General features: G+C 64.6%; 24 protein-coding genes. All 24 read left to right on the top strand.

The window, feature by feature from the left end; genetic code table 11:
- The first annotated feature begins 221 nt into the window (after positions 1-221).
- The 24 genes from BW991_RS02085 (at position 222) to BW991_RS01970 (ending at position 25,302) form a co-directional block, all read left to right on the top strand.
- Positions 222-2,237: a DNA topoisomerase III gene (locus tag BW991_RS02085; RefSeq protein ID WP_076600425.1), complete on the top strand. Its 2,016-nt coding sequence runs from the start codon at positions 222-224 to the stop codon at positions 2,235-2,237.
- Positions 2,238-3,024: 787 nt separating this feature from the next.
- Positions 3,025-3,276 (top strand): hypothetical protein, encoded by a 252-nt coding sequence (locus BW991_RS02080; RefSeq protein ID WP_076600424.1) that lies wholly within the window; start codon positions 3,025-3,027, stop codon positions 3,274-3,276.
- A gap of 24 nt (positions 3,277-3,300) precedes the next feature.
- Positions 3,301-3,693 carry a hypothetical protein gene (locus tag BW991_RS02075; protein WP_076600423.1) on the top strand — a complete coding sequence of 131 codons (393 nt, stop codon included), beginning with the start codon at positions 3,301-3,303 and terminating at the stop codon, positions 3,691-3,693.
- Positions 3,694-3,859: 166 nt separating this feature from the next.
- The gene (locus tag BW991_RS02070; RefSeq protein WP_076600422.1) at positions 3,860-4,576 is read left to right on the top strand and encodes a DUF5983 family protein; all 717 of its coding nucleotides are present in this window, start codon (positions 3,860-3,862) and stop codon (positions 4,574-4,576) included.
- A gap of 282 nt (positions 4,577-4,858) precedes the next feature.
- Positions 4,859-5,656: a GTPase gene (locus BW991_RS02065; RefSeq protein ID WP_076600421.1), complete on the top strand. Its 798-nt coding sequence runs from the start codon at positions 4,859-4,861 to the stop codon at positions 5,654-5,656.
- Between the two features lie 65 nt (positions 5,657-5,721).
- A complete protein-coding gene (locus BW991_RS02060; protein ID WP_076600420.1) occupies positions 5,722-6,087 on the top strand; it encodes a DUF3085 domain-containing protein in 366 nt (121 codons plus the stop codon).
- A 448-nt stretch (positions 6,088-6,535) separates the two neighbouring features.
- Positions 6,536-7,090, top strand: coding sequence for an STY4534 family ICE replication protein (locus tag BW991_RS02055; protein ID WP_076600419.1), 555 nt, complete (start codon positions 6,536-6,538; stop codon positions 7,088-7,090).
- Positions 7,091-7,146: 56 nt separating this feature from the next.
- On the top strand, positions 7,147-7,755 hold the full coding sequence (locus BW991_RS02050; RefSeq protein ID WP_076600418.1) for a DUF3275 family protein: 609 nt from the start codon (positions 7,147-7,149) through the stop codon (positions 7,753-7,755).
- Positions 7,756-7,845: 90 nt separating this feature from the next.
- A complete protein-coding gene (locus BW991_RS02045) occupies positions 7,846-8,673 on the top strand; it encodes a DUF932 domain-containing protein (RefSeq protein WP_076600417.1) in 828 nt (275 codons plus the stop codon).
- 320 nt (positions 8,674-8,993) lie between these two features.
- Positions 8,994-9,650: a hypothetical protein gene (locus tag BW991_RS02040; protein ID WP_076600416.1), complete on the top strand. Its 657-nt coding sequence runs from the start codon at positions 8,994-8,996 to the stop codon at positions 9,648-9,650.
- Between the two features lie 66 nt (positions 9,651-9,716).
- Positions 9,717-10,826 (top strand): DUF6094 domain-containing protein, encoded by a 1,110-nt coding sequence (locus BW991_RS02035; protein ID WP_076600415.1) that lies wholly within the window; start codon positions 9,717-9,719, stop codon positions 10,824-10,826.
- 101 nt (positions 10,827-10,927) lie between these two features.
- Positions 10,928-11,233: a hypothetical protein gene (locus BW991_RS02030; protein ID WP_076600414.1), complete on the top strand. Its 306-nt coding sequence runs from the start codon at positions 10,928-10,930 to the stop codon at positions 11,231-11,233.
- 99 nt (positions 11,234-11,332) lie between these two features.
- A complete protein-coding gene (locus BW991_RS02025; protein ID WP_076600413.1) occupies positions 11,333-13,603 on the top strand; it encodes a helicase-related protein in 2,271 nt (756 codons plus the stop codon).
- 258 nt (positions 13,604-13,861) lie between these two features.
- Positions 13,862-14,395, top strand: coding sequence for a PFGI-1 class ICE element type IV pilus protein PilL2 (gene pilL2, locus BW991_RS02020; protein ID WP_244551574.1), 534 nt, complete (start codon positions 13,862-13,864; stop codon positions 14,393-14,395).
- Positions 14,392-15,036, top strand: coding sequence for a hypothetical protein (locus tag BW991_RS02015; protein ID WP_076600411.1), 645 nt, complete (start codon positions 14,392-14,394; stop codon positions 15,034-15,036). The genes pilL2 and BW991_RS02015 overlap by 4 nt, the downstream gene beginning before the upstream one ends.
- Before the next feature lie 47 nt (positions 15,037-15,083).
- The gene (locus BW991_RS02010) at positions 15,084-15,779 is read left to right on the top strand and encodes a TIGR03759 family integrating conjugative element protein (protein WP_076600410.1); all 696 of its coding nucleotides are present in this window, start codon (positions 15,084-15,086) and stop codon (positions 15,777-15,779) included.
- Positions 15,764-16,372 (top strand): lysozyme family protein, encoded by a 609-nt coding sequence (locus tag BW991_RS02005; protein ID WP_076600409.1) that lies wholly within the window; start codon positions 15,764-15,766, stop codon positions 16,370-16,372. The genes BW991_RS02010 and BW991_RS02005 overlap by 16 nt, the downstream gene beginning before the upstream one ends.
- Complete coding sequence (locus tag BW991_RS02000; RefSeq protein ID WP_076600408.1) at positions 16,369-16,905, top strand: integrating conjugative element protein; 537 nt, start codon at positions 16,369-16,371, stop codon at positions 16,903-16,905. The genes BW991_RS02005 and BW991_RS02000 overlap by 4 nt, the downstream gene beginning before the upstream one ends.
- 20 nt (positions 16,906-16,925) lie before the next feature.
- Positions 16,926-19,097 carry a type IV conjugative transfer system coupling protein TraD gene (traD, locus tag BW991_RS01995; protein WP_076600407.1) on the top strand — a complete coding sequence of 724 codons (2,172 nt, stop codon included), beginning with the start codon at positions 16,926-16,928 and terminating at the stop codon, positions 19,095-19,097.
- Positions 19,094-19,843, top strand: coding sequence for a TIGR03747 family integrating conjugative element membrane protein (locus tag BW991_RS01990; RefSeq protein ID WP_076600406.1), 750 nt, complete (start codon positions 19,094-19,096; stop codon positions 19,841-19,843). Before traD ends, BW991_RS01990 begins: the two co-directional genes overlap by 4 nt.
- An 82-nt stretch (positions 19,844-19,925) precedes the next feature.
- On the top strand, positions 19,926-20,144 hold the full coding sequence (locus BW991_RS01985) for a hypothetical protein (RefSeq protein ID WP_076600405.1): 219 nt from the start codon (positions 19,926-19,928) through the stop codon (positions 20,142-20,144).
- Positions 20,141-21,046 carry a DUF4007 family protein gene (locus tag BW991_RS01980; protein ID WP_076600404.1) on the top strand — a complete coding sequence of 302 codons (906 nt, stop codon included), beginning with the start codon at positions 20,141-20,143 and terminating at the stop codon, positions 21,044-21,046. Before BW991_RS01985 ends, BW991_RS01980 begins: the two co-directional genes overlap by 4 nt.
- Complete coding sequence (locus tag BW991_RS01975; RefSeq protein WP_076600403.1) at positions 21,039-24,497, top strand: hypothetical protein; 3,459 nt, start codon at positions 21,039-21,041, stop codon at positions 24,495-24,497. Before BW991_RS01980 ends, BW991_RS01975 begins: the two co-directional genes overlap by 8 nt.
- Positions 24,475-25,302: a phosphoadenosine phosphosulfate reductase domain-containing protein gene (locus BW991_RS01970; RefSeq protein WP_076600402.1), complete on the top strand. Its 828-nt coding sequence runs from the start codon at positions 24,475-24,477 to the stop codon at positions 25,300-25,302. Before BW991_RS01975 ends, BW991_RS01970 begins: the two co-directional genes overlap by 23 nt.
- The last annotated feature ends 108 nt before the right edge of the window (positions 25,303-25,410 follow it).

Below are 25,410 nucleotides of genomic sequence, written 5' to 3'. Positions count from 1 at the left end.
TTGCACCAGTGGGCTATCCCCTGGGGATAGTTCCACTGCGGCCCACCGAGCTCCAGCCGCCCTCCCGACGCGAATTTCCCGCCCCTCATACCGCTGCGGCAACCATTCCCCAACCGAGGACAATTCGGTGTTCATGCCGTCCGGCTTCCTTGCTGCCGGTCTCTCCTGGCCCAGCCATGCTGTTGTCCATCTGATGAACCGCACATTCCCGAGGAGGCTTCATGCGCGTGTTCCTGTGCGAGAAGCCTTCGCAAGGCAAGGACATCGCCCGCGTGCTGGGTGCCGGCCAGCGTGGTTCCGGCTGCTACAGCGGCGCGGGTATCGTCGTGACCTGGTGCATCGGTCATCTGGTCGAAGCAGTTCCGCCCGAGGGTTATGACGAGCGCTACAAGCGCTGGGCCATCGAGCAACTGCCCATCATTCCCGAACGCTGGCGCGTCGAGCCCAAGGCTGCGACCGCCGCGCAGTTCAAGATCGTCAAGCAGCTCGTCGGCCAGGCCAACGAGCTGGTGATCGCCACCGATGCCGACCGCGAAGGCGAGATGATCGCCCGCGAGATCATCGAGCTGTGCGGCTATCGCGGACCGATCCAGCGGTTATGGCTGTCGGCGCTCAACGATGCGTCGATCCGCAAGGCACTGGGCGCGCTGAAGCCGTCGGCCGAGACGCTGCCGCTCTACTACTCGGCCCTGGCCCGCTCGCGTGCCGACTGGCTGATCGGCATGAACCTGAGCCGGCTGTTCACCCTGCTTGGACGCCAGGCCGGCTACACCGGTGTGCTGTCTGTGGGCCGGGTGCAGACCCCGACGCTCAAGCTGGTGGTGGATCGCGACCGCGAGATCGCCCGCTTCGTCTCGGTGCCGTTCTGGGCAATCGAGGTCACGCTGTCCCATGTGGGGCAGTCCTTCACGGCGAGCTGGACGCCGCCGCAAGGCTGTACCGACGACGCCGGCCGCTGCCTGCAGCAGCCCGTGGCACAGCAGGCCGCCGACCGCATGCGCGCCGCCAGCAGAGCCCAGGTGGTGTCGGTCGAGACGGAGCGCGTGCGCGAAGGTCCGCCGCTACCGTTCGACCTGGGCACGCTGCAGGAGGTGTGTTCCAAGCAGTTGGGCCTGGATGTGCAGGAGACGCTGGACATCGCCCAGGCGCTGTACGAGACCCACAAGGCGACGACCTACCCGCGCTCCGACTCGGGCTACTTGCCCGAGAGCATGCTGGCCGAGGTGCCGACCGTTCTCGAGAGCCTGGTCAAGACCGATCCCGGCCTGCGCCCGTTGATCGACCGCCTGGACCCGACCCAGCGCTCGCGCGCCTGGAACGACGGCAAGGTCACGGCACACCACGGCATCATCCCGACACTGGAACCGGCCAAGCTCTCGGCCATGAACGACAAGGAGCTGGCCGTCTACCGGTTGATCCGCGCGCATTACTTGGCACAGTTCCTGCTCCACCACGAGTTCGACCGAACGGTGGCGCAGCTCGCGTGCGGCGGGCAGTCGCTACTGGCCGTGGGCAAGCAGATCGCCGTGGCCGGCTGGCGCCAGGTGCTGGCGGCGCCGGAGGAAAGCGATGCGGATGGCGACGACGCCCAGCGCAGCCAGGTGCTACCGGCACTGCAAGCAGGATTGTCCTGCCAGGTCGGCCATGTCGATCTGAAGGCGCTGAAGACCTTGCCGCCCAAGCCCTACACGCAGGGCGAACTGGTCAAGGCCATGAAGGGCGTCGCGAAGCTCGTCACCGACCCGCGCCTCAAGCAGAAGCTCAAGGACACGACAGGCATCGGCACCGAAGCCACGCGCGCCAACATCATCGGCGGCCTGCTCGGTCGCGGCTATCTGCTGAAGAAGGGCCGCGCCATCCGTGCTTCGGATGCCGCCTTCACCTTGATCGACACCGTGCCGGCGGCCATTGCCGATCCGGGCACGACAGCAGTCTGGGAGCAGGCACTGGACATGATCGAGGCCGGCCAGATGACACTGGACACTTTCATCGCCAGGCAATCCGCCTGGGTGGCTCAACTCGTGCAGGAGTACCGCGGTGCGACGCTCGCCATCAAGCTGCCGCCTTCGCCCTCCTGCCCCCAGTGCGGCGGGCAGATGCGGCAGCGCACCGGCAAGAGCGGCGCTTTCTGGTCATGCAGTCGCTATCCGGACTGCAAGGGAACGCTGCCGATCGACAGCTCGGCAGGCAAGCACGGTGCGCCACGCAAGCAGAGGGCTTCCCGCAAGGCGTCCTGACACCGACGAATCCCTTCGCCACGCCAGCCGTTTCTAGCGGCGGGTCCAACCTCCCGTGCAATGCGGGATTCCCCAGCGCACGCCCCCTTCTGCAACGGTGTGCACGTCTGGCTGCCCAACGACGGGCTCGCAAGACGAGAAGGCCGTTTCTCCGCGAATCGCGTCTGTCGCGACTCCATTGATCGAGATGCTCCCGTCGATGACGAGGGGTCTCCTGACGCCTGGCGGACCTGTGTCGAAGCGAGCCGTCAGGAGACCCCTCGGGTCGACGGTATTCGGTGCCGGTGCCCGCCGGCGGAACAACGGGCTCCCTTTGTGCGCGGATGTGTGCCGAAGGATGTCGACCCCAGCCACGACACGGGTCGGGTGCGATTGCTGACGCAGCGAGCGGCTTTGACGACGGCCGGGACTGCCACAGCCCACAGGTGGTTTCTCTCTTCTCCGGCTGAAGGCTCAAGGGCCTTCGGCCCGTTGGTCATTGTTTGATCTTGGTCGGTGTCGCACAGCCTCAAAGCGGCCCTTGCGCGATGCACATTCCTAGAAGACGCCAGTGAGGCGTCGCGTCCATCCTGCAGTCATGTGCTGCTGACGGTCGTCAGCACCATGCCCTGGCAGCCCCGGTCTTCAAGGCTGCAACGCGGTTTGCCGCGTGGATCGAACCAGTCCGCTTCGCATCACCACCGCGGACGTGCGTCTTCACGACGCCGATGCTTCTTCCTTCAACCCTTCGGGAGATATCCGCTCCCGTCCGGGTGTGGGCTCCCGGTCCTTCAACCAGGAGAGCCCCATGTCCCTTGCATTCGCATCGGCACCGCTGAGCGCCGCCCAAGCCCGCACCGAAGCCATTGGCTATCTGGCCCTGGCCTGCACCGGTAAGCGCCTGTCCCTGCAGGTGCGCCACAGCGCCGCCGGCCACTTCATCGGCACCGCCGATGAAGACGGCCCGGTGTCCCGAGAGTCCGTCGAGTACTTCCGCTCGCAGCACGCCGCCGAGCACGCCCTGGCAACAGGCCGCTGGCAGCAACGCATCCACCCCTGACTTCCACTCACAAGGAGCCATCTCATGAACCAGTCTTTGCCCCAAGACGTACTTGATCAGATCGCCGCGGAAGAGCGGCATTTCGCCGAAGCCCCGCAGGCCTTCTTCGAAGGGTGGAAGCGCGGTGTGGAAATCGCCGGCGCCGAATGGTTCGGCGACGGCACGCCCGAAGGCCTGCAGCGCGCCACCAGCAAGTGGGATCTGCGCCCCAAGGTGCTGTTGCTCAACGACGCCCTGGATGTCCTCAGCGGCGGCCAGCGCATGTTCCTGTCCGCGATGGTGAGCTTCTACAACGCCCGCGAAGGCGGCGCGATGCTCAAGCGCTGCGGATTCGAGGGGCTTTCCGATCTGGGAGGTCTCGATCTGGATCGCCGCAAGGTCATCGCCGATCTGGTGCTGAACTACAGCGGCTGGTGATCCCGATTCGCTTGTTCGCCATCCGTTCCTTTTTTCCACCCACGAGGGACATGCGCCTCCTTTCGAGGCGGTGTCCCTCCCTGTTCTCAACATCTCTTCAACCACCCGCTGGGGGCTTGCTCCCCAGCCGGGGAATGGGCTCCACTTCCTCTGATGGAGAAACCCCATGTCCCCCGATTCCAACCCTTTCCTCCGCGGCTACCAGAACCTGCGCATTGATCGCTCCCTGTGCATCACCTACGAGGACGACTGCCCGCCGGTCTGGCACCCGCTGCATCCCAGCCAGGCGCATCTGCCAGACGACCAGATCGCGCTCTTCCCCTGCGTCTTCAACAACGACTTCGCTCTGATCACCGAAGGCCAGGACATTCCAGAAGACCTGGAGGCCCAATGCCAGACCGAGGGCGTGGTGCGCACCGTGGTCTACGCCGTCAGCGGCGACGACTTCGGCCAGCCCGTGCACGTCGGCGACACCTATTCGGAGGAAGCTGCGCGGGAAGTCGTGTGGCGACTGAGCTTCGAGACGGGCTTCTACAGCCGGTGCTGGGAGATCAGCAGCGCCCATCTCACCCCCGAGGCAGGCCGCTTCCTCGCCGGGTTGGCGGACATCGCCACACCGAGCGGCTTTCTGTTCGTCGCCTTCCGCATCCCGTACAGCCCCGCGATCGGCGTGAAGCTGATCGCCACCCCCTGGACGGATGCGAACCTGCAGCTTGTCGAGGGCATTACCGCCGAAGAGCTGCGGCAGGAGCACCGGGCCAAGGGCATGCCGGAGTCCCTCGTGGAGGTATTGCACCTGGCCGCACTCGCCAACGTCCGCATGCTGATCTTCGATGCCGATGCGCCGGTGCTGGACGGATTGCCCTTGTACGAAGACGAGTAGCACCTTCGAGCCCCCACCCGGGGCTCTTCCTTTTCGTGGAACGAGGTGGCGACAGGTTGCCGATTCCCGGACGACGGGCACCTGCGCCTGCCGCACGCTTCCCGCATGTTCGCTGGCGTTGCCGGCAGCATGCCCAGGCAGTCGAGACCTTCGAGACTGCGGTGCGGTTCGCCGCGCTGGTCGCTTCTTTCGCCGGACGCATGCCGCGTCCATCCACCTCACCCTCAAGGGACATACCTCCCTTGCGGGCGGGAGTCCCTTGGTTGCCACAAGGAGTCTCTCATGGATACCCAAGCCATCCGCGCACAGATGCCGACGCTCGTCCACGGCCATGTGCCTTCCAACGTCCGCAGCTTCAAGTTCAACATCTTCGACGGCCAGCCAAAGGTTTCGACGCTGGGCTTCCACATCGATCCCAAGCCCTTCGAGGGCAAGGTCATCGCCACCACCGAAGAGGCCATCGTCATCAAGACGGGACGCGCCGAATTCGCGGTGCTCGACCGGGCGCTCGTGACCGAGGTGCCCGGCGAGGGCGCCAAGGTGCAGGTCGAACCCTACGCCCGACGCCGTTTCGATGGTCTGCGCGCCGACACGCCCGAGGAAGAAACCGCATTCACTGCCGACGGCAAGCCGTACACGGTGCAGCGGTTCGTGCTCGGTTCCGCACCGGCGAAGCTGCCAATTCCAGAGGTACGCAGCCCTGAGCTGCAGGAGCTGATCCAGCAGATGGAACAGTTGCCCGCACCCGACGGCTACCGGCGCATCACCCATATGCTGGTGGATGCCGGCGCACGGGACTTCACCTGGGTCGATCCGCTGCCCAAGGACATCATCGCGACGCCACCGGCCATTGGCTTCACGGTGGCCACGGCGAAGTTCCAGGGACGCGTCACCGTGCTGTACGAGCGCGGGCTCGACGTGTACGCAGTGGAACTGCACCGCGACGGCGAGCTGGTCGAACGGGTCGATGAGGTGTTCTTCGACTCTCTCGGCGAGACGCTGGAGCGGCGGATCGACGACGGGAACTGGCGGCGCATTCGCGTGCAATGCCTGTCCGGTCGCAAGCCTGTCCGGCACTGACCTCCACGCAGCCTCCCGTCCTCTCGGCGGGAGGCCCTTCATTCGTTTTCCTGGAGATCACATCCATGTCTGTTCGATTCAAAGGTACCGACCTGCGGCCCGTGCTCGCCGAAGCGGTGGTCAATCAATGTCGTGTCGTCCTGGTCAAGGACCAGGGCGTGTACTTCCTGGCCGAGCGCGGTGAGCGCAGGCCCGATGGGCGCCAGAAGCTCATCGCCTACGCCGTGCACTGCAATCCGGATGTCGATGCGTTCGATGATTGGTGGGAGCTGGCGCGCGCCGAGTTCGGTGGCGACGACTTCGGCGAGTTCTTCGATCCGCACGATGGTGTCTTCGCGCTCATCCTGAGCGGCGAGGGCGACCTCGAGGTGTCCGCGACCGCGACGCACTTGTCATTGCATGCCGTGGCCCCTGCGCACAACGGCAATTGACAACCCCTTCCCCATGCCCCCTTTTCGGGGGCTTCTTTTTGCTGGCCTACAGTCGTTGTGATGCACTTCTTTGCCTACCAGAACGACCTGTTGGACTCGGCCAAAGAGTCGATGGCCCGGTTCTGCGACGCCTGAGTCAGACCCTCGCCAATGCGGGAACCAGATGGTGCCAATTCCGACTGGCGCGGGCATTGACCTCGGGCCACGCTTCCCACCATGTTCCGCTGACTTCCGTCAGCAGCATGCCCAGGTAGCCACGATCCTCAAGGCTACGACGCAGTTCCGACCGCGTTGATCCCACCAGTTCGCACCGGCGTCCATGCGCGAACGGCCATCGGTTCTCGATGGCGATGCCACCAAGCTGTTCCATCAACCCACGCGGGGGTTCCACACCTTCCCCGCCTGGGTCGGGTGTGTCTCCGCCTCTTTGTTCTTCAGGAGATTCACCATGACTACTTCCACCGAAAAGTCCTACTTCGATCTGCACATCACCGGCCTCGGGTACCTCAATCGCATCCGCGAAGTGAAGCCCAAGAAAGGCGATGCGTTCCTGGCCTGCGACATCGCGGCCCTGAACGGTCCCAGCGATGACGTCTCGTACGTGCGTTTCGACACGCGCGTATCGGGTTCGGAAGCGCAGCACCTGGTTCGTCGCTGCATCGACGCCGTCGAGGCAGAGAAGAAAGTGATGATCGGCTTCCGCCTGGGCGACCTGTGGACCGACACCTTCACCTATTCCAAGGGGAAGCGTGCCGGCGAGCAGGGTGTGAGCCTCAAGGCACGCCTGCTGTTCGTCAGTTGGATCAAGGTCGACGGCAAGCTCGTCTACAAGGCCGAATCCAAGCCGATCGAGACCGACGCGCGCGAGCCGGAAGTCCCCGAGGCTTCCGAGGTGCCCGCCGCGCAGCAAGCCTCGACACCGGAGCCCTCCAGGCCCGCTGCCGAAGCTGCCGACGATGCTGACGCCGATGCCCCCGCTTTGGCCGCTGCCGAGCCGTTCTGATCCGCAAGGCCCCGTTCCCTGGGGCCTTGTCTTCTCTTCGTCAGCAGGAGACCTTCATGATCACCATCCCCGGCCAACTGGCCATCAAGACCATCCACGGCCGCAACGGCGATTTCAACGTCGGCCGCCTCGCGACCTCCATCGGCGAGTTCGTCGTGAAGAACGCTGAGCTCGACCAGTACGCCGAAGGCAAGTACGAGGGCGATTTCGCCATTGCCGAGATTCGTCCCTCCACCTACAACGCCAACGGCCGCATGGTCATCGAGATCCGCGCCCTTCTGGGCGGGATGACGCTGTCCAACATCGACGCTCTGAGCCGCGACGAAGCCCGCCGGCTGAGTCCGCAGGAAGTCGATCCGATCGACGAGGAAGCGCAGGCACCCGCGCCGGCCGTACCCCAGGCCAAGCCGAAGGCGAAGCCACGCAACCCGCGCGATCCCCTGGTCGACACCACGCCGTTCGGCAGCGAGCCGACCGCATCCCCCGAGGCCTCGGCCAACGCGGATGACGCGGCGCTGTTCGGTGCGCTCTGGCCGCTGGGCGAGATCGTCAAGCTCGATGCCACCGTCGATCGCCGCGTCCTGCGTCAGCAGCGCGACCGTCTCGGTGTGTTGGGCTACGAGTTCGCTCCGCTGTCCCAGGACTGGCATCTCGCCAAGGCCTGATTCCCAACGCCGCGCCAGCGACGTTCCACCACCCGCCGGGGTTCCTCCCCGGTGGGGCGGGGCTCCGGTCTCTCATCCAAGGAGATCGTCATGCAACTCGCATCCCGCTTCACTTATCGCTCCCCGGTGCTGCGGTCGAATCATCCGCTGTCCGATGACCAGATTCGCACCGTAGCGCCGTCCATCTTCGCGGACACCCCGCACGAGAGCCGCTCCGAGCGGTACAGCTACATCCCCACGGCGGCAGTGCTGACCGAACTGCGCAAGGAAGGCTTCCAGCCGTTCATGGTGTGCCAGACCCGCGTGCGCCAGGAGGACCGCCGCGACTACACCAAGCACATGCTGCGCCTTCGCCATGCGAGCCAGATCAACGGCGCCGAGGCCAACGAGATCATCCTGCTCAATTCGCACGATGGCACCAGCAGCTACCAGATGCTGGCGGGCATGTTCCGCTTCGTCTGCCAGAACGGTCTGGTGTGCGGCGACACCTTCGCCGACGTGCGCGTGCCTCACAAGGGCAACGTCACCGATCACGTGATCGAGGGTGCCTACGAGGTGCTGCATGGCTTCGAGCAGGTGCAGGACTCGCGCGACGCCATGCGTGCCATCACGCTCGACGACGGCGAGGCCGAGGTCTTCGCCAGATCGGCCCTGGTCCTCAAGTACGACGAACCCGGCAAGACCGTGCCGATCACGGAAGGCCAGATCCTGCGCCCCCGTCGTTTCGACGACAACCACGCGGATTTGTGGTCCACGTTCAACCGCATCCAGGAGAACCTCGTCAAAGGCGGTCTGACCGGCCGCACTGCCAACGGGCGCCAGCAGCGCACACGGCCTGTCCAGGGCATCGACCAGAACGTCCGGCTCAACCGGGCACTCTGGCTGCTCGCGGAAGGCCTGCGTAAGCTGAAAGCCTGACCTCCAAGCGGATCGTGCCCATCGCGGCATGATCCGCTTCTTCTTTGTCGAGGTGCCCGAATGCGCGAGGGCCGATCAACGTGAGCAGTGCGCGCAGCGGTTTGTCGCTCACGTCCCGCTCGGCAATGAGGCAGGCTATGCCCATGTCCGTCGGCGAAGCCGACAGCATGCCCAGGTAGCCAAAACCTTCAAGGCTACGGCGCGTTGCGACGCGTAGGTCGTCCTTCTTTGCCAAGCCGCTTGCGGCGCTTTTTCCACCCCTTGGGGCAGTGAGTGCCCCGGCGGGCCGTGCTGCCTCCGATTCCTTCGAGGACAACACCATGCCTGTCACACATCCCTCCAAGACGCTGTATCGCATCGATGAATGCCCCGACCTCATGGCCGACGGCTGCATCGGTAACGAGAACGGCAACCTGGTCTTTCTCTCCATCTGGGCGCGCGACACCGCGGTTCAGGAATTCCTCGCTCGCCTGACCCTGGGACGGGATGAACAGGGACTGGACCAGTTCCATCTCATCACCGAGCAAGGCGGCAGCGTCCCGGTTTTCGTCGGCAACGTCGAGAATCTGGAAAAGCGCAGCGCGCGCGCCTACCGGCGCACGCTGTTCGGCTCGCTTTCCAACGTGTGGCTGTTCGACCGCCGTTGCGTGCGTCCCGATAAGGCCAACGCCAGCGCGCTGGCGCTTCTGCCACGCGACTCCACACACCGGCTCGACCGGCTGTGGTTGCTGGTGCGCGACACCTGCCCGCTGCCGCTGCTCGATCACTGGCGCGACCTCGTGCTGGAGCTGCTGCAGGCGAAGTCGATGCTGACCCGCCTGCCGTTCGCCCTCGGCCCACTGGAAGGCCACCGACTCGCCATCGACGTGCCGGTGCTGACCCAGACCCTGGGCGGCTTGATCCGCAGTGGGGTGCTCGCCGCTGAGACGCCTCGGCCCGAGCCTGTCTCAGCGCTGCCGCTCGAAACGGTGGCTTGAGACGCTTCCCCATCGGGCATGCCCCGCATGTCCGCTTTCCTTCATTCCCGCCTTCAGGAGAATCCCATGGCACTCATGTTTCCGCGGCTCGCCCGCAATTTCGTTAAGAACGGGTATTTCCCCACGGACGAGCCCACGCTCGAAAGAGCGCTCACTGCGCTGGCCCCTTCTGACGGGCCGATGTGCATTCTCGATCCCTGCGCCGGCGAAGGCGTGGCGATTGCCGAAGTCGCTCACGCCCTCGGGCGCGAGCAGGTCAAGGCTTTCGCCGTCGAGTACGACGACGAACGCGCCGCACACGCACGCGGACTCGTCGATCGCTGCATCCATGGCGACCTGATGGACACGCTGATCTCGCGCCAGACCTTTGGCCTGCTGTGGCTCAACCCGCCCTATGGCGACCTGAGCAAGGACGCCAACGGGAACATCGGCTACCAGGGCCAGGGTCGGGCCAGGCTGGAGAAGCTGTTCTATCAGCGTGCGCTGCCGCTGCTGCAGTACGGCGGCGTGCTGGTCTTCATCGTGCCGTCCTACGTGCTCGATGCCGAACTGGTCGGATGGCTGACGCGCCACTTCGCCGATCTGCGCATCTACCGTGCGGTGGAGACGCAGTTCAAGCAGGTGGTGGTCTTCGGTCGCAGGGTTCGCCAGCGCGACCAGGCATCGGATTCGGTCAAGGCCACGCGCGGTCTGCTGCTACAGATCGGGCAAGGCGACGCCGAAGCCGAGGAACTGCCGCTGGAATGGCCGTTCCTGCCGTACTCGGTCCCCATCAGCCCGGCCGAACCGGAGCACTTCTATCGCGTGACGATGGAACCCGAGCAGTTCGCCGACGAGGTCGGCCGGCTGCAAGGGCTCTGGCCGGCACTCGATACGCACCTCGGTGCCGCGCAGCAGGCGCTGCGCCCTCCGGCACGGGCCTTGTCGCATTGGCATCTCGCCCTGGCCCTGGCCGCGGGCGCGATCTCTGGCGTGGTGAGGTCCAGGACCGGGCGCGTGCTCGTCGTCAAAGGTGATACCCACAAGGAGAAGACTCTCCAGACGGAATACACCGAACGCGACGACGGCTCCGTGGCCGAGACGCGCATCCTCACCGACAAGTTCGTGCCGGTCATCCGCGCCTGGGACATGACGCCAGGTTCCCCGACACGGGGAGATGTGCTGACCATCCGCTGATCGCTGTTCCCTGACGGTTCGCCGTCGCTTTCATCCACCCACCGGGGTCATGTCGCCCCGATGGGGTGCCGTGGCCCCTTCTTCCAGAAGGAGAGCCCACCATGGCACTCGCAGTCCTCAACCTCGCGTCACAAGCACGTTTCTCGCCCGGTCAGGTAGTCATGACCATCGGCATCGATGCATTGGTCCAGCAGGGCCGGCTCAATCCGTCTCCGTACCTGCGTCGCCATCTCAGCGGCGATTGGGGCGATCTCGACGAAGGTGACAGGCAGCAGAACGACGCCGCACTGAAATCCGGCGAAGATCGTTTGTTCTCGTCCTACCAGGTCGCGCCCGATCTGAAGCTCTGGATCATCACCGAATGGGATCGCAGCGTCACGACGCTGCTGTTGCCCAGCGAGTACTGATCCTTCTCGACGGCCCCGCGCCGTTCCATTCTCCCCACCCCGGGGCATGCCATCGCCCTGCAGGGGGAGGTGCATGCCCCATTACTTTGGAGCATCACCATGTCCCTCGATCTCGAAACCACTCCCGAAACCGCTGTGCAGGGCGATCTGCTCGAATCGTCCGCTTCTCCTCTCACTCTCAGTCTGCAGGATTTCGTGTCCGAATTCGGCGACGAGCTGCTGGACTCGCTCAACCGAGCCAATCCCCCGGTCTACGCCGGACAGGCACGGTCGCATCGGCAGATCGTCCTCGCCAGTCTCAAGCGCAAGCTGTTCCAGGCGCAAGCCGATGTAGTCCATGCCGTCACCGAGCTGTTGGTTGACCGCGGCGAACGCGCCGCGATCGTCAATGGCGAGATGGGATGCGGCAAGACGACCGTCGGCATCGCGACGGCCGCCGTGCTCAACGCCGAAGGCTACCGCCGCACCTTGGTGCTCTCGCCACCTCACCTGGTCTACAAGTGGCGGCGCGAAATCCAGGAGACGGTGGCCGGCGCCAAGGTCTGGGTGCTCAACGGCCCGGACACCTTGCTCAAGCTGCTGAAGCTCCGCGAGCAGTTGGGCGTGCCGGCGAGCGGCCAGGAGTTCTTCGTCCTGGGCCGCGTGCGGATGCGGATGGGGTTCCACTGGAAACCTGTCTTCACCCTCCACCGCACACGCCACGGCGACGTGGGGGCGTGCCCGGACTGCGGCCATGTCATTGCCGACCTCGACGGCGAGCCGGCCAACCCGGTCGAGCTGGAAGCCGAGGAGTACCGCCGCAAGTGCAGCCAGTGCGCCGCACCGCTGTGGACGCTGATCCGCCCGAGGAGCCTGTCCGCCAGCGACCAGTCCTCGTCCGTGCTCAAAGCCTTGAAGCGCATCCCGACCATCGGGGAAGTCACCGCGCAGAAGCTGATGCAGAAGTTCGGCGATGCGTTCCTTGCGTCGATGCTCGGCGACAACATCCACGAGTTCATCAACCTGATGGACGACCGGGGTGAGTTGGTCTTCTCGGATCGCCAGGCGCACCGCATGGAGCGCGCGATGGCGAACATGGAGTTTGGTTTTGGCGAGGGCGGCTACCAGCCGTCCGAGTACATCAAGCGCTATCTGCCCCAGGGCACGTTCGACCTGCTCATCGCCGACGAGGCACACGAGTACAAGAACGGCGGTTCCGCTCAGGGCCAGGCCATGGGCGTGCTCGCAGCGAAGTCGCGCAAGACCTTGCTGCTCACCGGCACGCTGATGGGCGGCTACGGCGACGACCTGTTCCATCTGCTGTTCCGAGCCCTGCCCGGGCGGATGATCGAAGACGGCTACCGCCCGACCAAGAGCGGCAGCATGACCTCGGCCGCGATGGCGTTCATGCGCGATCACGGCGTGCTCAAGGACATCTATTCGGAGAGCACGGGCACGGCGCACAAGACGGCCAAGGGCACCAAGGTGTCGGTGCGCACGGTCAAGGCGCCGGGTTTCGGTCCCAAGGGCGTGCTGCGTTGCGTCCTGCCGTTCACCGTCTTCCTCAAGCTCAAGGACATCGGTGGCAACGTGTTGCCGCCCTACGACGAGGAGTTCCGCGAAGTCGCGATGGATACGGCGCAGGCCGCAGCCTACCGCGATCTGGCGGGTCGACTGACCCAGGAGCTGAAGCAGGCCCTGGCCAAACGCGACACGACACTGCTCGGCGTGGTCCTCAACGTGCTGCTGGCCTGGCCGGATTGCTGCTTCCGGTCGGAAACCGTGGTGCATCCGCGCACGCGCAACACCCTGGAATTCGTCCCGGCTCAGTTCAACGAGCTGGAGGTGATGCCCAAGGAGCGCGAGCTGATCGAGATATGCAAGCAGGAGAAAGCGGAAGGTCGCAAGACTCTGGTCTATTCGGTCTACACCGGCACGCGCGACACCACGTCGCGCCTGAAGGTGCTGCTGGAGCAGGAGGGCTTCAAGGTGGCGGTGCTGCGCGCAAGCGTGGATGCCTCCCGCCGCGAGGACTGGATCGCCGAGCAGTTGGACCGCGGCATCAACGTGCTCATCACCAATCCCGAGCTGGTCAAAACCGGGCTGGACCTGCTGGAATTCCCGACCATCGTTTTCATGCAATCGGGCTACAACGTGTATTCGCTGCAGCAGGCGGCGCGGCGCTCATGGCGCATCGGCCAGAAGCAACCGGTGCGCGTGATCTATCTCGGCTACGCCAGTTCCTCGCAGATGACTTGCCTGGGGCTGATGGCCAGGAAGATCATGGTCTCGCAATCCACCTCGGGCGACGTACCTGAATCGGGGCTCGATGTCCTGAACCAGGATGGCGATTCGGTGGAGGTGGCGCTGGCACGGCAGTTGGTGCATTGAGAGTTGCTGGACTTGGCGGCCCCTTCGGGGGCCGCTTCTTTTCAGCGAAGCTGGCGCTGTTTCCGTTCCTTGTCCCGAAGTTCTCGATCCGGCGGATGTCGCACGCCTGGGGCGCATGGCACCTCCTCGGAATTGGGGAACGGTCAATGCCCGATTCCCGGCTGCCTGCACGGCACCTTTCTGCAATGGTGATGGCATCTCGTCGCCAAGGGTTGCCACATGCCATCATCTTCTGCCCGACTACTTTGTGCGCTTTTCGTGCTCGGCGGATTGCTGTCCGGCTGCACGACGATTCCGGCCCCCTCTGAACCCGGAAGCCTTTCGCCGGTCGAGGCTGTGCCTGAGCAGACGCCGGAACTCGTTCCCGTCGTCCGCCAGGGGCGCTACACCCTGGTCGAGCTGGTGCCGGAACCGGCTCAGCGTGACCTGATGGAGCAGGTCGTCGAGGTCGCGATTCCACCCACCTTCGACGCGAGCGTGGGCGACGCCATGCGTCACGTCCTCCGCCGAACGGGCTATCGCCTTTGTGACGCTGCGGATGCCACGGCCCTGTATGCGCTTCCGTTGCCCGCAGCGCATCTGCGTCTCGGGCCGCTGGCTCTGCGCGACGCGCTGCTGGTGCTCGCCGGCCCGGCATGGGTTTTGTCGGTCGACGATGCCTCCCGCCACGTGTGCTTCCTGCGCCAGGCGGCACCCGCTTCCGCCAGTTCGATCGCAGTCCCGACTGGCGTCGTTCCGGGCGCAGATCAAGATCGGGTCGAGGCCGCAGAGCCTCGGGAGGTCCGGCCATGAACATCCCTCAGATCCCTCCCGCCAGCAACGACCGCACGCGCTGGCTCAGGATCGCCGCAGGCGTCTGGCTGCTGCTCGTCAGCGCTCTGACCATCGTCAACAGTGTCGGACTGTCGCGCCTGACCGAGCAAAGCCACACCAGCGCCCAGGACGCCCATGTCCAGGCACTCGCCACGCGCGTCGGCGACCTCGAACAGCAGGCCGAAGCGGTCAAGCACCAGCCCAAGCCTATCACCCAGACGGACTTCGACGCCGCCCGCCAGGCCCTCGAGGAGCGGCTGTCGCACGTCGAACAGGTACAGGCGGCGGATGCCCGCGGCGAAGACCTTCAGGCACTGCAGGTTCGCGTGGGCGCGATCGAAGCGCGCCTGAAGAAGGCGCCGCCACCAGCGACGGTATCCCGCCGCACCGCCGAGGCAGCGAAACCCAAGGTGCTCGAACCGCCGTTCAGCGTGGTCGGCCTTGAGCTGCGCGGCGGCGAACGCTTCCTGTCGGTTGCGGCGCCAGGAGCGACTTCGCTACCCGAAGTGCGGCTGCTGCGTGAGGGCAATTCCGTCGGTGCATGGCACCTGCAGGCCATCGAGGTGCATGTCGCCGTGTTCCGCGTGGATGGCCAGACGCTCCGCATCACGTTGCCGTAGGAGCGTGTGCCATGAAACCGGGATTTGCGTCTGCGATCAGCCTTGCCATGGCCCTCACCATCGCTGCGGCCGATACAGTCGCGCAATCAGCACCGGTGACCACTTCCCGAGCGGCTCCGAGCCAGGTGCAGAACAGCATGGACGCCGCACTCGACGAACGCCAGGCGCGGGACTGGGGGCTGCGCCCCGAGGAATGGGCGCGCTACCGGCAACTGATGCAGGGGCCGCTCGGCATCTATTCGCCCAACCTCGATCCACTCACTGCCCTGGGCATCGAGGCCCGCAGCTACGAGGAACGCAACCGCTATGCGGAACTGCAGGTGCAGGCGGAATCCAGGCGCGTGAATAAGACACTTGCCTACCAACGCGCCTACGATGCTGCGTGGAAGCGCCTCTTCCCGGGCCAGCAGCGCGTGAACCTGCCCGGCGCGCATGCGCCCGGTTCCGGCAACAAGGGGTCCGGCCGGCTGGCCGTTTTCGTGAAAGCCGATTGCCCGCCGTGCGAGCAGCGCGTGCGCCAATTGCAGGCGGCCGGCACATCCTTCGATCTCTACATGGTCGGAAGCCGTCAGGACGATGCGCGCATCCGCCAGTGGGCGGCCCAGGCCGGCATCGATCCCGGACGCGTCCAGGCACGCACGATCACGCTCAATCACGACGCCGGGCGCTGGCTGTCCCTTGGCTTGCCCGGCGAACTGCCAGCCGTGGTGCACGAGGTGAACGGCCAATGGCAGCGCCAATAGCCACCGGGCGCCTAGTGCAGTGGAGTGCAATGGCCGCCCATGCCGCACTGGTTCTCGGCACCTGCACTTGTGCGTCCCCCGCTCCTGCCCGGGAACTGCCGCCCCCAGCCTACCAGCTCGCTGCGCAACAGGTGGGTGTGCCGTCGCCGGTGCTGTACGCAGTGGCCCTGCAGGAGAGCGGCACCCGGCTGCGCGGCCGCCTGATTCCCTGGCCGTGGACGCTCAATGTCGCCGGCAGGGCCGAGCGCTACCCCACGCGGGCCAACGCCTGCACCGGACTTCGCAAGGCTCTCTCTCACACGCCGGCCAGCCGCATCGATGCCGGCCTCGGGCAGGTCAACCTCGGCCACCATGCGCACCGCTACGTCCACCCCTGCGAACTGCTCGATCCATACCGCAATCTCGCGATCGCTGCGGAGATCCTGCAGGAGCAACACACGGCCGGTGAGGATTGGCTGGTCGCCATCGGTCGCTACCACCGACCTGCAGGTGGCGCACCGGCCGCCCGTTACCGCCGCAGCGTCCACCAGCACCTCGCCCGGGTGCTGGGTCCGGATGCGTCCCTTTCCTCCATCCGGACCACCACACCATGAACCGCATCCTCTTCACCGCCACTCTGGGACTGCTCTTGGCCGCGAGTACCGCCGTCCAAGCCACCTCCGAACCGCTGATCGTCGTCGAGGACCGCAGTGGCACCTCGGCGCTGCCGTACTACCAGGCATTGGGTCCCCAAGACTCGGATCGCGCCACACCCCCGGTGCCGGAACCGGTTCCCCGCGTGGGTAGCGCGGCCGATGCCGAGGCGGCCATGCTGCCGGTGCGCTCGGCGCGGCTGTCACCGGGCGACGAGCCACGCCGTGTGATTCGCGCATCGGGCCTCACGCCGCTATTCCTGCTCGGCGACGACGACCGGTCCCGCACCTGGCTCAAGCAGAGGCGGGCGGCGCTGCAGGAGCTGCACGCGGTGGGGCTGGTGGTCAACGTGGCTTCGCCCGAAGCTCTGGCCGAGCTGCGCCGCCTCGCACCGGGGCTGACGCTCTCGCCGGCCTCGGGCGACGACCTGGCCCAGCGGCTGGGCATCCGCCACTACCCGGTGCTGATCACCGCCACCGGCATCGAGCCCTGAAGTGACGTGAAGCGCCGGCCATGGCCCAGTCCCAAGCCGTCGAGGTGTTGCTGCGGCCAGCGGTGGAGCTGTACACCGTCGCGGTCTGTGCCGGCGCCGCGCTACTGTGCCTGGTGGCGCCGTGGTCGCTCGCGCTGAGCCCCTTGCTGGGGCTGGGCAGCGCGCTGGCATTTCTGACCTTCGGCACCATCCGCCTGCGGGACGCTTGGGCCATCCTGCGCTACCGGCGCAACATCCGCAGATTGCCGCGCTACGTGATGACGAGCCGCGACGTACCGGTGAGCCAGCAGCGGCTGTTCATCGGCCGGGGCTTCCGCTGGGACCAGCGCCACACGCACCGGCTCATGCAGACCTACCGGCCGGAGTTCCGCCGCTACGTGGAGCCGACGGCGATCTATCGGGCGGCGCGGCGGATCGAGGAACGGCTGGAGTTCGCCCCGTTCCCGGTCTCGAAGTTGGCGAAGGCCCTGGCCTGGGACAGCCCGCTCAATCCGGCGCGCCCGCTGCAGCCAGTCGGCGGACTGCCTCGCCTGCACGGCATCGAGCCGAACGAGGTCGACGTCACCTTGCCGCTGGGGGAGCGGGTCGGCCATTCGCTGGTCCTGGGCACCACGCGCGTGGGCAAGACACGCCTGGGCGAACTCTTCATCACCCAGGACATTCGCCGCAAGGTCAATGGCCAGCACGAGGTGGTGATCGTCTTCGACCCCAAGGGCGATGCCGATCTGCTGAAACGCATGTACGTGGAGGCCGGGCGCGCCGGGCGCGAAGGCGAGTTCTACGTCTTCCACCTGGGCTGGCCGGACATCTCGGCGCGCTACAACGCCGTGGGCCGTTTCGGTCGCATCTCGGAAGTCGCCACCCGCATCGCGGGCCAGCTCTCGGGCGAGGGCAACAGCGCCGCCTTCCGCGAGTTCGCCTGGCGCTTCGTCAACATCATCGCCCGGGCCCTGGTGGAACTGGGGCAGCGGCCCGACTACCTGCTGATCCAGCGCCACGTCGTCAACATCGATGCGCTGTTCATCGAGTACGCCCAGCACTTCTTCGCGAAGAACGAGCCGAAGGCCTGGGAGATCATCGTCCAGCTCGAAGCCAGGCTGAACGACAAGAACATCCCGCGCAACATGATCGGCCGCGAGAAGCGCGTCGTAGCGCTGGAGCAGTACCTCTCGCAGGTGCGCATCTACGACCCGGTGCTTGACGGCCTGCGCAGCGCGGTGCGCTATGACCGCACCTACTTCGACAAGATCGTGGCGAGTCTCCTGCCGCTCCTGGAGAAGCTGACCACCGGCAAGATCGCCCAACTGCTCGCACCGAACTACTCGGACCTCGACGACCCGCGGCCGATCTTCGACTGGATGCAGATCATCCGCAAGCGTGCGGTGGTCTACGTCGGTCTGGATGCGCTGTCGGATGCGGAGGTCGCCGCCGCCGTGGGCAATTCGATGTTCAGCGACCTGGTGTCGGTTGCCGGGCACATCTACAAGTTCGGCATCGACGATGGCCTGCCGGGCGCCTCCGCCGGCGTAAAGGTGCCGATCAACGTCCATGCCGACGAGTTCAACGAGCTGATGGGCGACGAGTTCATCCCGATGATCAACAAGGGCGGTGGCGCCGGAGTCCAGGTCACGGCCTACACGCAGACGCTCTCGGACATCGAAGCGCGCATCGGCAACCGCGCCAAGGCCGGCCAGGTCGTCGGCAACTTCAACAACCTGTTCATGCTGCGCGTGCGCGAGACCGCCACGGCCGAGCTGCTGACGCGGCAACTTCCCAAGGTCGAGGTCTATGCAACCACGGTGATGAGCGGCGCGACCGACAGCTCCGACCCGACCGGCAACACCGCATTCACCTCCAACACCCAGGACCGAATCAGCAGCAACAGCGTGCCGCTGATCGAGCCGGCACACGTGGTCGGACTACCCAAAGGACAATGCTTCGCGCTCATCGAAGGCGGGCAACTGTGGAAGATCCGCATGCCGCTGCCGGCACCCGACCCCGACGAGGCTATGCCCAAGGACTTGCAGGAGCTGGCCGGCTACATGCGGCAGCATTACGTCGAGGCCGGCGAGTGGTGGGAGAGCGAGGGCGTCCCTGGCTTCCAGGATCAGGCGCTGCCGGACGATCTGCTGGCGAACTTCCAGCAGATGGCTGCGGCCGATGAGGCTGGCGAGGAAGGCGCCTGCACGTGAGCGATCCGGCCGTCGCGGCGCAGCGCCAGCAGGTCCGCCAGCAGGGGCTGATCGCGGGCCTCATCACCTTGCCGTTCCGGTTCTTCGGCGTGCTGTGCGGTTCGCTTCTCCTGTGCATCGTGATCGAGTGCGTCGGGATGCACTTCTTCTGGCCCGAGGAAAGCTGGCGCCACGCCCAGGGCATGCTCAACCACGAGCTGGCCCTGGTGTCTGAGAGCTTCACGCGCAGCGTACTGGTGCAGGAACCAGGACGCGCCACCCTGCATCTCGTTGAGCTGGCCTACGACTGGTTGTTCGTGAAAAGCGGGTTGCTCGACTGGATACGCGATGCCGCCACGCAGGCCAGCGCCGGCGCCCGCAGCAAGACCCATGACTTCCGGTACTACTTGGGCATGGTCTATGTGCATATGGAGAGCTACCTGATCGCCTCGGCCTACACCGTGCTCGTATTTCTCGTGAGGCTGCTGGTGCTGACGCTGACCTTGCCGCTGTTCCTGATGGCCGCCTTCGTCGGCCTGGTGGATGGGCTGGTGCGGCGCGACGTGCGCAGCTTCGGAGCTGGGCGCGAATCAGGGTTCGTCTACCACCGTGCGAAAGCCAGCCTGATGCCGCTGGCTATCCTGCCGTGGGTGACTTACTTGGCACTGCCGGTGAGCGTCCATCCGCTGCTGATCCTGCTGCCTAGTGCAGTATTGCTGGGGGCTGCGGTGGACATCGCGGCGGGAACGTTCAAGAAATATTTATAGCGCATGCCTTGTATCTGATGAGGGCTGTATTGGGTTAATATTCCCTACTTTACTGACCAGTTTTCGCCCTGATGGGTACTTCATGAAGATTCATTTCGGTACAAAAAAAGTACAGAAAATGGGACGAATTGCCCTCACTGAAGCGTTGCTACGCAATGCCGGCATCCAGGAGGGTGATTCAGTGGATCTGTATTTCGACGCTACCACAAAGGCCATCATCGTCGAACGCTCTCCATCGGCAGAGGCCGCTGAGGCTTCTATCGGCGCGAAACGCACCAAGAACAAGACCAAGGCACCATGACAGTCACCGATCGCTTTTCCGGACACGAGTCCTTCGTCTGCCGATATGGCTGGTTACCAAAGGCCTACCAGGCGGTCTCTGTCGAGCCCGGCCTTTTGAAGGATGAAGAGCGGGCAATGCACGCTCTGGGTATCGGTCGCAACATGCTGAAGTCGCTGCAATTCTGGTGCGAGGCCACGGGCATTCTTGTGTCCGTGACGGGTCATGGGCACCAACCTGGTCCCGTCGGACGCAAGCTGCTCGACCCCAAGCACGGGTGGGACCAGCATCTGGAGTCTCTTGAGTCGCTGTGGTTGTTGCATTGGCGTCTATGTACTCGTGCGGCGCTGGCAGCCTGGTCAGAAGTGTTTGGTGAGGGGCGACTGGTGCGCTTCGACCGTCAGCGGCTGGTCGCGGCACTGGCCCAACGCGCCGAAGGTTCAGCCAGGCCGCTCGCCGCCAGCACGCTGGAGCAGCATGCAGCCATCTTTCTCCAAAGTTACTACCAAGCCGAGCGTAGTGGCGACGACACCTCTTGGTGCCCGCTGCAGGATCTTGCATTGCTGCGCGCCGCCAAGGAAGAAGATGGACGTATCGTCTTTAACACCGATCTTCGCGCGCCAATCGGTTTGAGCCTGCGCGTGTTTGCTATTGCGTTAGTGGAGTTTGTAGCTTCGTCCGAACAAGGCTCGTCATCTGTGGATTTCCATCGTCTGCTCAAGGGGGTGAACAGCCCCGGGGTCGTCTTCCGCTTAGATGAACACCAGTTGCGCGCTTTCGTGGAGAACGTGGCACAAGGCCCCTTGCGCGATGCCGTGCGTTTCGTCGACACCTCCGACACGCAAAGCGTTGTACTTCACCGCGACCGCGTCGATCCGTACTACCTACTGGATGCACACGAGGAGGCTCCCATCCATGCTTAAACGAATCATCGATGGACTGGAGCTGAACGCGCACCACACCCGCTCAATCTCGCTGAGCCGCGACCTTCACGACGATACGACCATCGCCAGCTACCTGCCTACGCCCAATGCCGTCCAGGCGCTCAAGCAGATCGGTACGGCGCTTGCGGAGTGTCGGTCTCAGCGTGCCTGGAAAGTGGTTGGTCCGTACGGAAGCGGCAAGTCGGCGCTGGGGATTGTGCTTGCCCAATTGCTCGCTGGTCGTGACACTCATCCTGCGGCCTCGGAAATGCTGCGGGAAGCCTCCGCGTCTGTCGCCGACCTATTCGCAAGTTCCAAGCGTTTCGCGCTCGCGATCGTGGGAGCGCGGCTGTCCATCGGATTAGCGCTGGAAGCGGAAGTCCATCGCGCTCTGGAAGGCTGGCACCAAGGCAAAGGGGCAAACGCCCTGAAGCGCCATCTGAGCGAGCCGGGCCTCTACAAGGGGCGCCCCATCAACGCGGTTGCCGGGGAACTGATGCGCGATTTCGCGTCTGTCGCTCGAGCACAGGGTTTCTCTGGCACGTTGCTCCTGGTTGATGAAGTGGGCAAGTTCGTCGAGCACGCCGCGATGCACCCAGAAGCAGGGGACCTGATCGCACTTCAACAACTGGCTGAGGAAGCATGCCGGCAAGGGGACGATTCTCTCGCGATGGTTGTGCTTCAGCACCAGCACTTCGCGAGCTACGCGGCAGGCATTGGCCGCGCTCTGGGGGACGAATGGCACAAGGTCGCGTCGCGCTTCGAGGAGATACCCTTCGACGAGCCCGTCGAGCGCTACGTCCACTTCGCGACCCATGCGCTAGGCACTAAGCCGGCGCTGCACCGCGATTCCAAACTCGTGGGTGCCGCACGGTCTCTATTCGCAACGGCGCTGGAGCAATCCATCCTTCGGGCGCCAACCCCCGCTGACCGTCGTCTGTTCCAGCATCCCGAGAAACTTTACCCCCTCCATCCGCTGACGCTGGCTTCGCTGGCCGTCGTCTCCAAACGCTATGGTCAGAGCGAGCGCTCATTCCATGCCTTCCTCAACAGCAACGAGCCGGCGGGGCTTCGGGACTTTGCGCAAGTCACCTCCGTAGAGGGATACCCCTGGTATCGCCTGGCTCAGGTGTTCGACTATCTGGCTTCGGGGAATGGGCTACGCTTTCGCGATCTCGCTGCAGAGCGTCGTTGGGCATTTGCACTCGTCAGCATTGAGAGGCAGGCGAAAGACGCGGACGCTCTGGTGGCACTCAAGACCATCGCCGTGTTGGAGTTGGTGCAGGCACCCCTCGCGCTACGCATTACTCCGGAGTTGGTCGCATTCGCGCTCGGCAACCTCTCAGTCTCTGAGACACGGACGCTACTTGACCGCCTGGTGGACCAAGGCTTGCTGATCTGCCGCCACAGCCGTTCCGAATACGGATTCGCTGTATCAGATGCCATTAACATCGAAGCGCTCTACGAGCAAGCGGCGCAGGCGGGCGACGACGAGCTTACTGTGCGTGGTGCTTCGCACGCGCTTGGGAATCGGTTGGTTGTGGCCAACAAGCACTATGACCGCCGGGGAACGATCCGCACACTAGCCATTGATGTCGGAACAGTCACCGCGTGGCCCCATGCAGGCGCCAACAGAAGTGATTCAGACGGGCAACCTGACGGCTGGCTCCGCTTAATCCTGGTGACGGCAGACTCACGGGAAGAGCGACAAGTCCTGGACCGCGTACGCGACGCGGACGATCCGCTCAGCGTGCACTGCTGCCTGTCGCTGTCCGCTCGGGGGCGGGCGGCGCTCGCAGAGTTGGCGATCTGGCTGGCGGTGCAGCGCGAGGTAGCGGCCAAGCGGCTCGATCCCTGGACCAGCCAGTACGTCGAGAGCCGCCTCCATCAGGCCAAAGAGGATGTCGATGCACTCGTGTTGTCCGCATTGGCGTCTAATCCGGGGCGCATTGGCCCAGTGTATTGGCACCAGGGTAAGGCTGTGCCGGACAGCGAGTCGATGAACGTCGGCCAGGTGGCATCTTGGATGTTCGAGAAGGTCTTCCACCGTGCTCCGCGCATCATCAACGAGCTGATCAACAAGGATCGCCCCGCTTCCGCTATCGTCCTTGCGCGTCAGCGGTTGCTTGACGCTCTGCTGGCTGGTTCCGGTGGAGCCACACTCTTTCGCGACAACGAGTACCCGCCCGAGCGGCTAATCCACGCCACGCTGTTGCGCGACACGGGCATATGGCAGGCCGACGGCAACGACTGCGAGCTCGTTGAACCCAAGCTTGGGGCTCGCGTCGACATCTGCGCACTCTGGACTGAGATTTCGCTCGTCCTGACGAGAGACGAGGCACCCACGTTCGAGCAAGTGCTTCAGGAGCTTGCAGCTCCGCCGTTTGGTGTACGCAATGGTCCAGCCAGCGTATGGGTCACGCTTTACCTGATGATCCATCGCAGTCGCTGCGCAGTCTTCGAGCGGGGCACACTGGTGCTGGAACTCACGAGCGAGCACCTTCAGCGCATGCATCGGAATCCGCACACGTTCACGTTGCGCGAACTCCCGCAGGCGCAGGGCGGCCACAATTTGTTGCGTGACTACGGCGCTGTGCTTGCCTCGCTTGGGGCCGTGCCCAGCGGCGAAGCGACATATCTGGAGCTAGCTCGGGCCCTGTACCGCTGGTTCGGACGGCTGTCGGATTTCACTCAACAGACAGGACGAGTCAGCAAGGATGCCGCACTGGTTCGCTCGGCTTTGCGCAAAGCGCAGGATCCGATCCAGTTGCTGACCTCGACGCTGCCTAAAGTGTATGCCCAGAGCAAGGGGAAACGCCCCTTTCAAGAATGGCTGTCTGCGGCGCTGGTTGATCTGGGCATGAGCCAACGCAAGCTGCAGGATGTTGTGGTCACAGAGCTGGGGCAAGCGTTTGAGATGATCGGCCCGCTTGGCAAGATCCGCAGCCAGTTGCAGTCCGAATGCTCTGGTACCGCTACCGGATTGGCAGACGCCCGACTCAAGAGCTTTATCCTGCGTTGCACGGACTTAACGCTGACGGACGAGAAGTGGCTCGATTCCGTGGCCAGCCTACTCGTCCAGCTCCCTTTGGACGCCTGGACGGACGAGACTGTCGTCAGTTTTGCTCAGGCTGTGACAGACATCTCCGGCCACTACCGACGCTGGCTGCGTCTGGTGATGCAGCGCAAGGGCGCACCGCGCGCTGCCGAACGCTTCATGAGCCTGACGCTCACCAGCGCTAGCGGGCAGGAGTCCGCGTTGCTGGTCGCCACGACCGAGCATTCCACCCGGCTTGCGCACAACCTGTTGGACCTGCTCGCGCAGGAGGCCGGTGCTGACCCACAGACCGCCGCTGCTGCACTGGCGCAGGCACTGCAGAACTTGCAGGTAACGCGTGCACCGACGAATTCCACCGAGGAGAAGCACCATGACAAGCGAGAAGCGGGTTAGACATATTCTCAGCTTGTCTGGCGGGAAGGACAGCGCGGCACTGGCCATTTACCTGCGTGACCGCGTGCCGGAGATGGAATACATCTTCAGCGACACGCGCAAGGAGCTTCCCGAGACCTACGAGTATCTGCAACGCATCTCGAACTACCTCGGCAAGGAAGTGACGCATCTCAATGCAGACGTCGGGTTCGACCACTGGTACGAGATGTACGGCGGCATGATTCCATCCAATCACCGGCGCTGGTGCACGCGGGCCTTGAAGCTCAAGCCTTTCGAGCAATATTGCGGCAACGACGAGGTCGTGAACTACGTTGGATTGCGCGCTGACGAGGACCGCAGCGGCTACATCAGCCACAAGCCGAACATCAAGGCTGTCTATCCGTTCCGCGAAGACGGACTGGTGCTGCGCGACATCGAAGAAATCCTGAGGAATTCCGGCGTCGGCATGCCTCCATACACACGCTGGGGCCGTACCCGCTCGGGATGTTACTTCTGCTTCTACCAGCAGAAGATTGAGTGGGTCCGCCTCAAGGAAACGTATCCGGACTTGTACGACAAGGCCAAGGCGTACGAAAAGCCATACGAGAAGACCGGTAACTTCTTCACGTGGAGCCAGGGGGAAAGCCTGGCAGAGCTGGAGCGGCCGGAACGCATGGAGGAAATCAAGCGCGAGCACGTGATCCGTATCGAGCGCAAGGCCCAGCGCCGCGAAAACGTGACGCTGATGGAGGTCTTCTCCCAAGCGGATTCCGCCGAGGTGCCGGAGGACGATGATGATCAAGGGTGCCTCGTATGTCAGTTGTAGCTGCTGTTGAGCACAGAGCCATCTTGTCGGGAAACTTCCGAGCGTCGAGCGCCCCCCTGTTGATTGGGCGCTCAGCTCTTGCACCGGTAGGTAATTGTCTGTGGGTAT

The organism is Aromatoleum tolulyticum, from assembly GCF_900156155.1.
GTDB lineage: Bacteria > Pseudomonadota > Gammaproteobacteria > Burkholderiales > Rhodocyclaceae > Aromatoleum > Aromatoleum tolulyticum.
This window is presented reverse-complemented; position numbering and strand designations above follow the sequence as displayed.

Bases quoted from the DNA above. Each gene is read 5' to 3' on its own strand.
- BW991_RS02085 (WP_076600425.1), top strand. From the start codon at position 222: ATGCGCGTGTTCCTGTGCGAGAAGCCTTCGCAAGGCAAGGACATCGCC.
- BW991_RS02080 (WP_076600424.1), top strand. From the start codon at position 3,025: ATGTCCCTTGCATTCGCATCGGCACCGCTGAGCGCCGCCCAAGCCCGC.
- BW991_RS02075 (WP_076600423.1), top strand. From the start codon at position 3,301: ATGAACCAGTCTTTGCCCCAAGACGTACTTGATCAGATCGCCGCGGAA.
- BW991_RS02070 (WP_076600422.1), top strand. From the start codon at position 3,860: ATGTCCCCCGATTCCAACCCTTTCCTCCGCGGCTACCAGAACCTGCGC.
- BW991_RS02065 (WP_076600421.1), top strand. From the start codon at position 4,859: ATGGATACCCAAGCCATCCGCGCACAGATGCCGACGCTCGTCCACGGC.
- BW991_RS02060 (WP_076600420.1), top strand. From the start codon at position 5,722: ATGTCTGTTCGATTCAAAGGTACCGACCTGCGGCCCGTGCTCGCCGAA.
- BW991_RS02055 (WP_076600419.1), top strand. From the start codon at position 6,536: ATGACTACTTCCACCGAAAAGTCCTACTTCGATCTGCACATCACCGGC.
- BW991_RS02050 (WP_076600418.1), top strand. From the start codon at position 7,147: ATGATCACCATCCCCGGCCAACTGGCCATCAAGACCATCCACGGCCGC.
- BW991_RS02045 (WP_076600417.1), top strand. From the start codon at position 7,846: ATGCAACTCGCATCCCGCTTCACTTATCGCTCCCCGGTGCTGCGGTCG.
- BW991_RS02040 (WP_076600416.1), top strand. From the start codon at position 8,994: ATGCCTGTCACACATCCCTCCAAGACGCTGTATCGCATCGATGAATGC.
- BW991_RS02035 (WP_076600415.1), top strand. From the start codon at position 9,717: ATGGCACTCATGTTTCCGCGGCTCGCCCGCAATTTCGTTAAGAACGGG.
- BW991_RS02030 (WP_076600414.1), top strand. From the start codon at position 10,928: ATGGCACTCGCAGTCCTCAACCTCGCGTCACAAGCACGTTTCTCGCCC.
- BW991_RS02025 (WP_076600413.1), top strand. From the start codon at position 11,333: ATGTCCCTCGATCTCGAAACCACTCCCGAAACCGCTGTGCAGGGCGAT.
- BW991_RS02015 (WP_076600411.1), top strand. From the start codon at position 14,392: ATGAACATCCCTCAGATCCCTCCCGCCAGCAACGACCGCACGCGCTGG.
- BW991_RS02010 (WP_076600410.1), top strand. From the start codon at position 15,084: ATGGCCCTCACCATCGCTGCGGCCGATACAGTCGCGCAATCAGCACCG.
- BW991_RS02005 (WP_076600409.1), top strand. From the start codon at position 15,764: ATGGCAGCGCCAATAGCCACCGGGCGCCTAGTGCAGTGGAGTGCAATG.
- BW991_RS02000 (WP_076600408.1), top strand. From the start codon at position 16,369: ATGAACCGCATCCTCTTCACCGCCACTCTGGGACTGCTCTTGGCCGCG.
- traD (WP_076600407.1), top strand. From the start codon at position 16,926: ATGGCCCAGTCCCAAGCCGTCGAGGTGTTGCTGCGGCCAGCGGTGGAG.
- BW991_RS01985 (WP_076600405.1), top strand. From the start codon at position 19,926: ATGAAGATTCATTTCGGTACAAAAAAAGTACAGAAAATGGGACGAATT.
- BW991_RS01980 (WP_076600404.1), top strand. From the start codon at position 20,141: ATGACAGTCACCGATCGCTTTTCCGGACACGAGTCCTTCGTCTGCCGA.
- BW991_RS01975 (WP_076600403.1), top strand. From the start codon at position 21,039: ATGCTTAAACGAATCATCGATGGACTGGAGCTGAACGCGCACCACACC.
- BW991_RS01970 (WP_076600402.1), top strand. From the start codon at position 24,475: ATGACAAGCGAGAAGCGGGTTAGACATATTCTCAGCTTGTCTGGCGGG.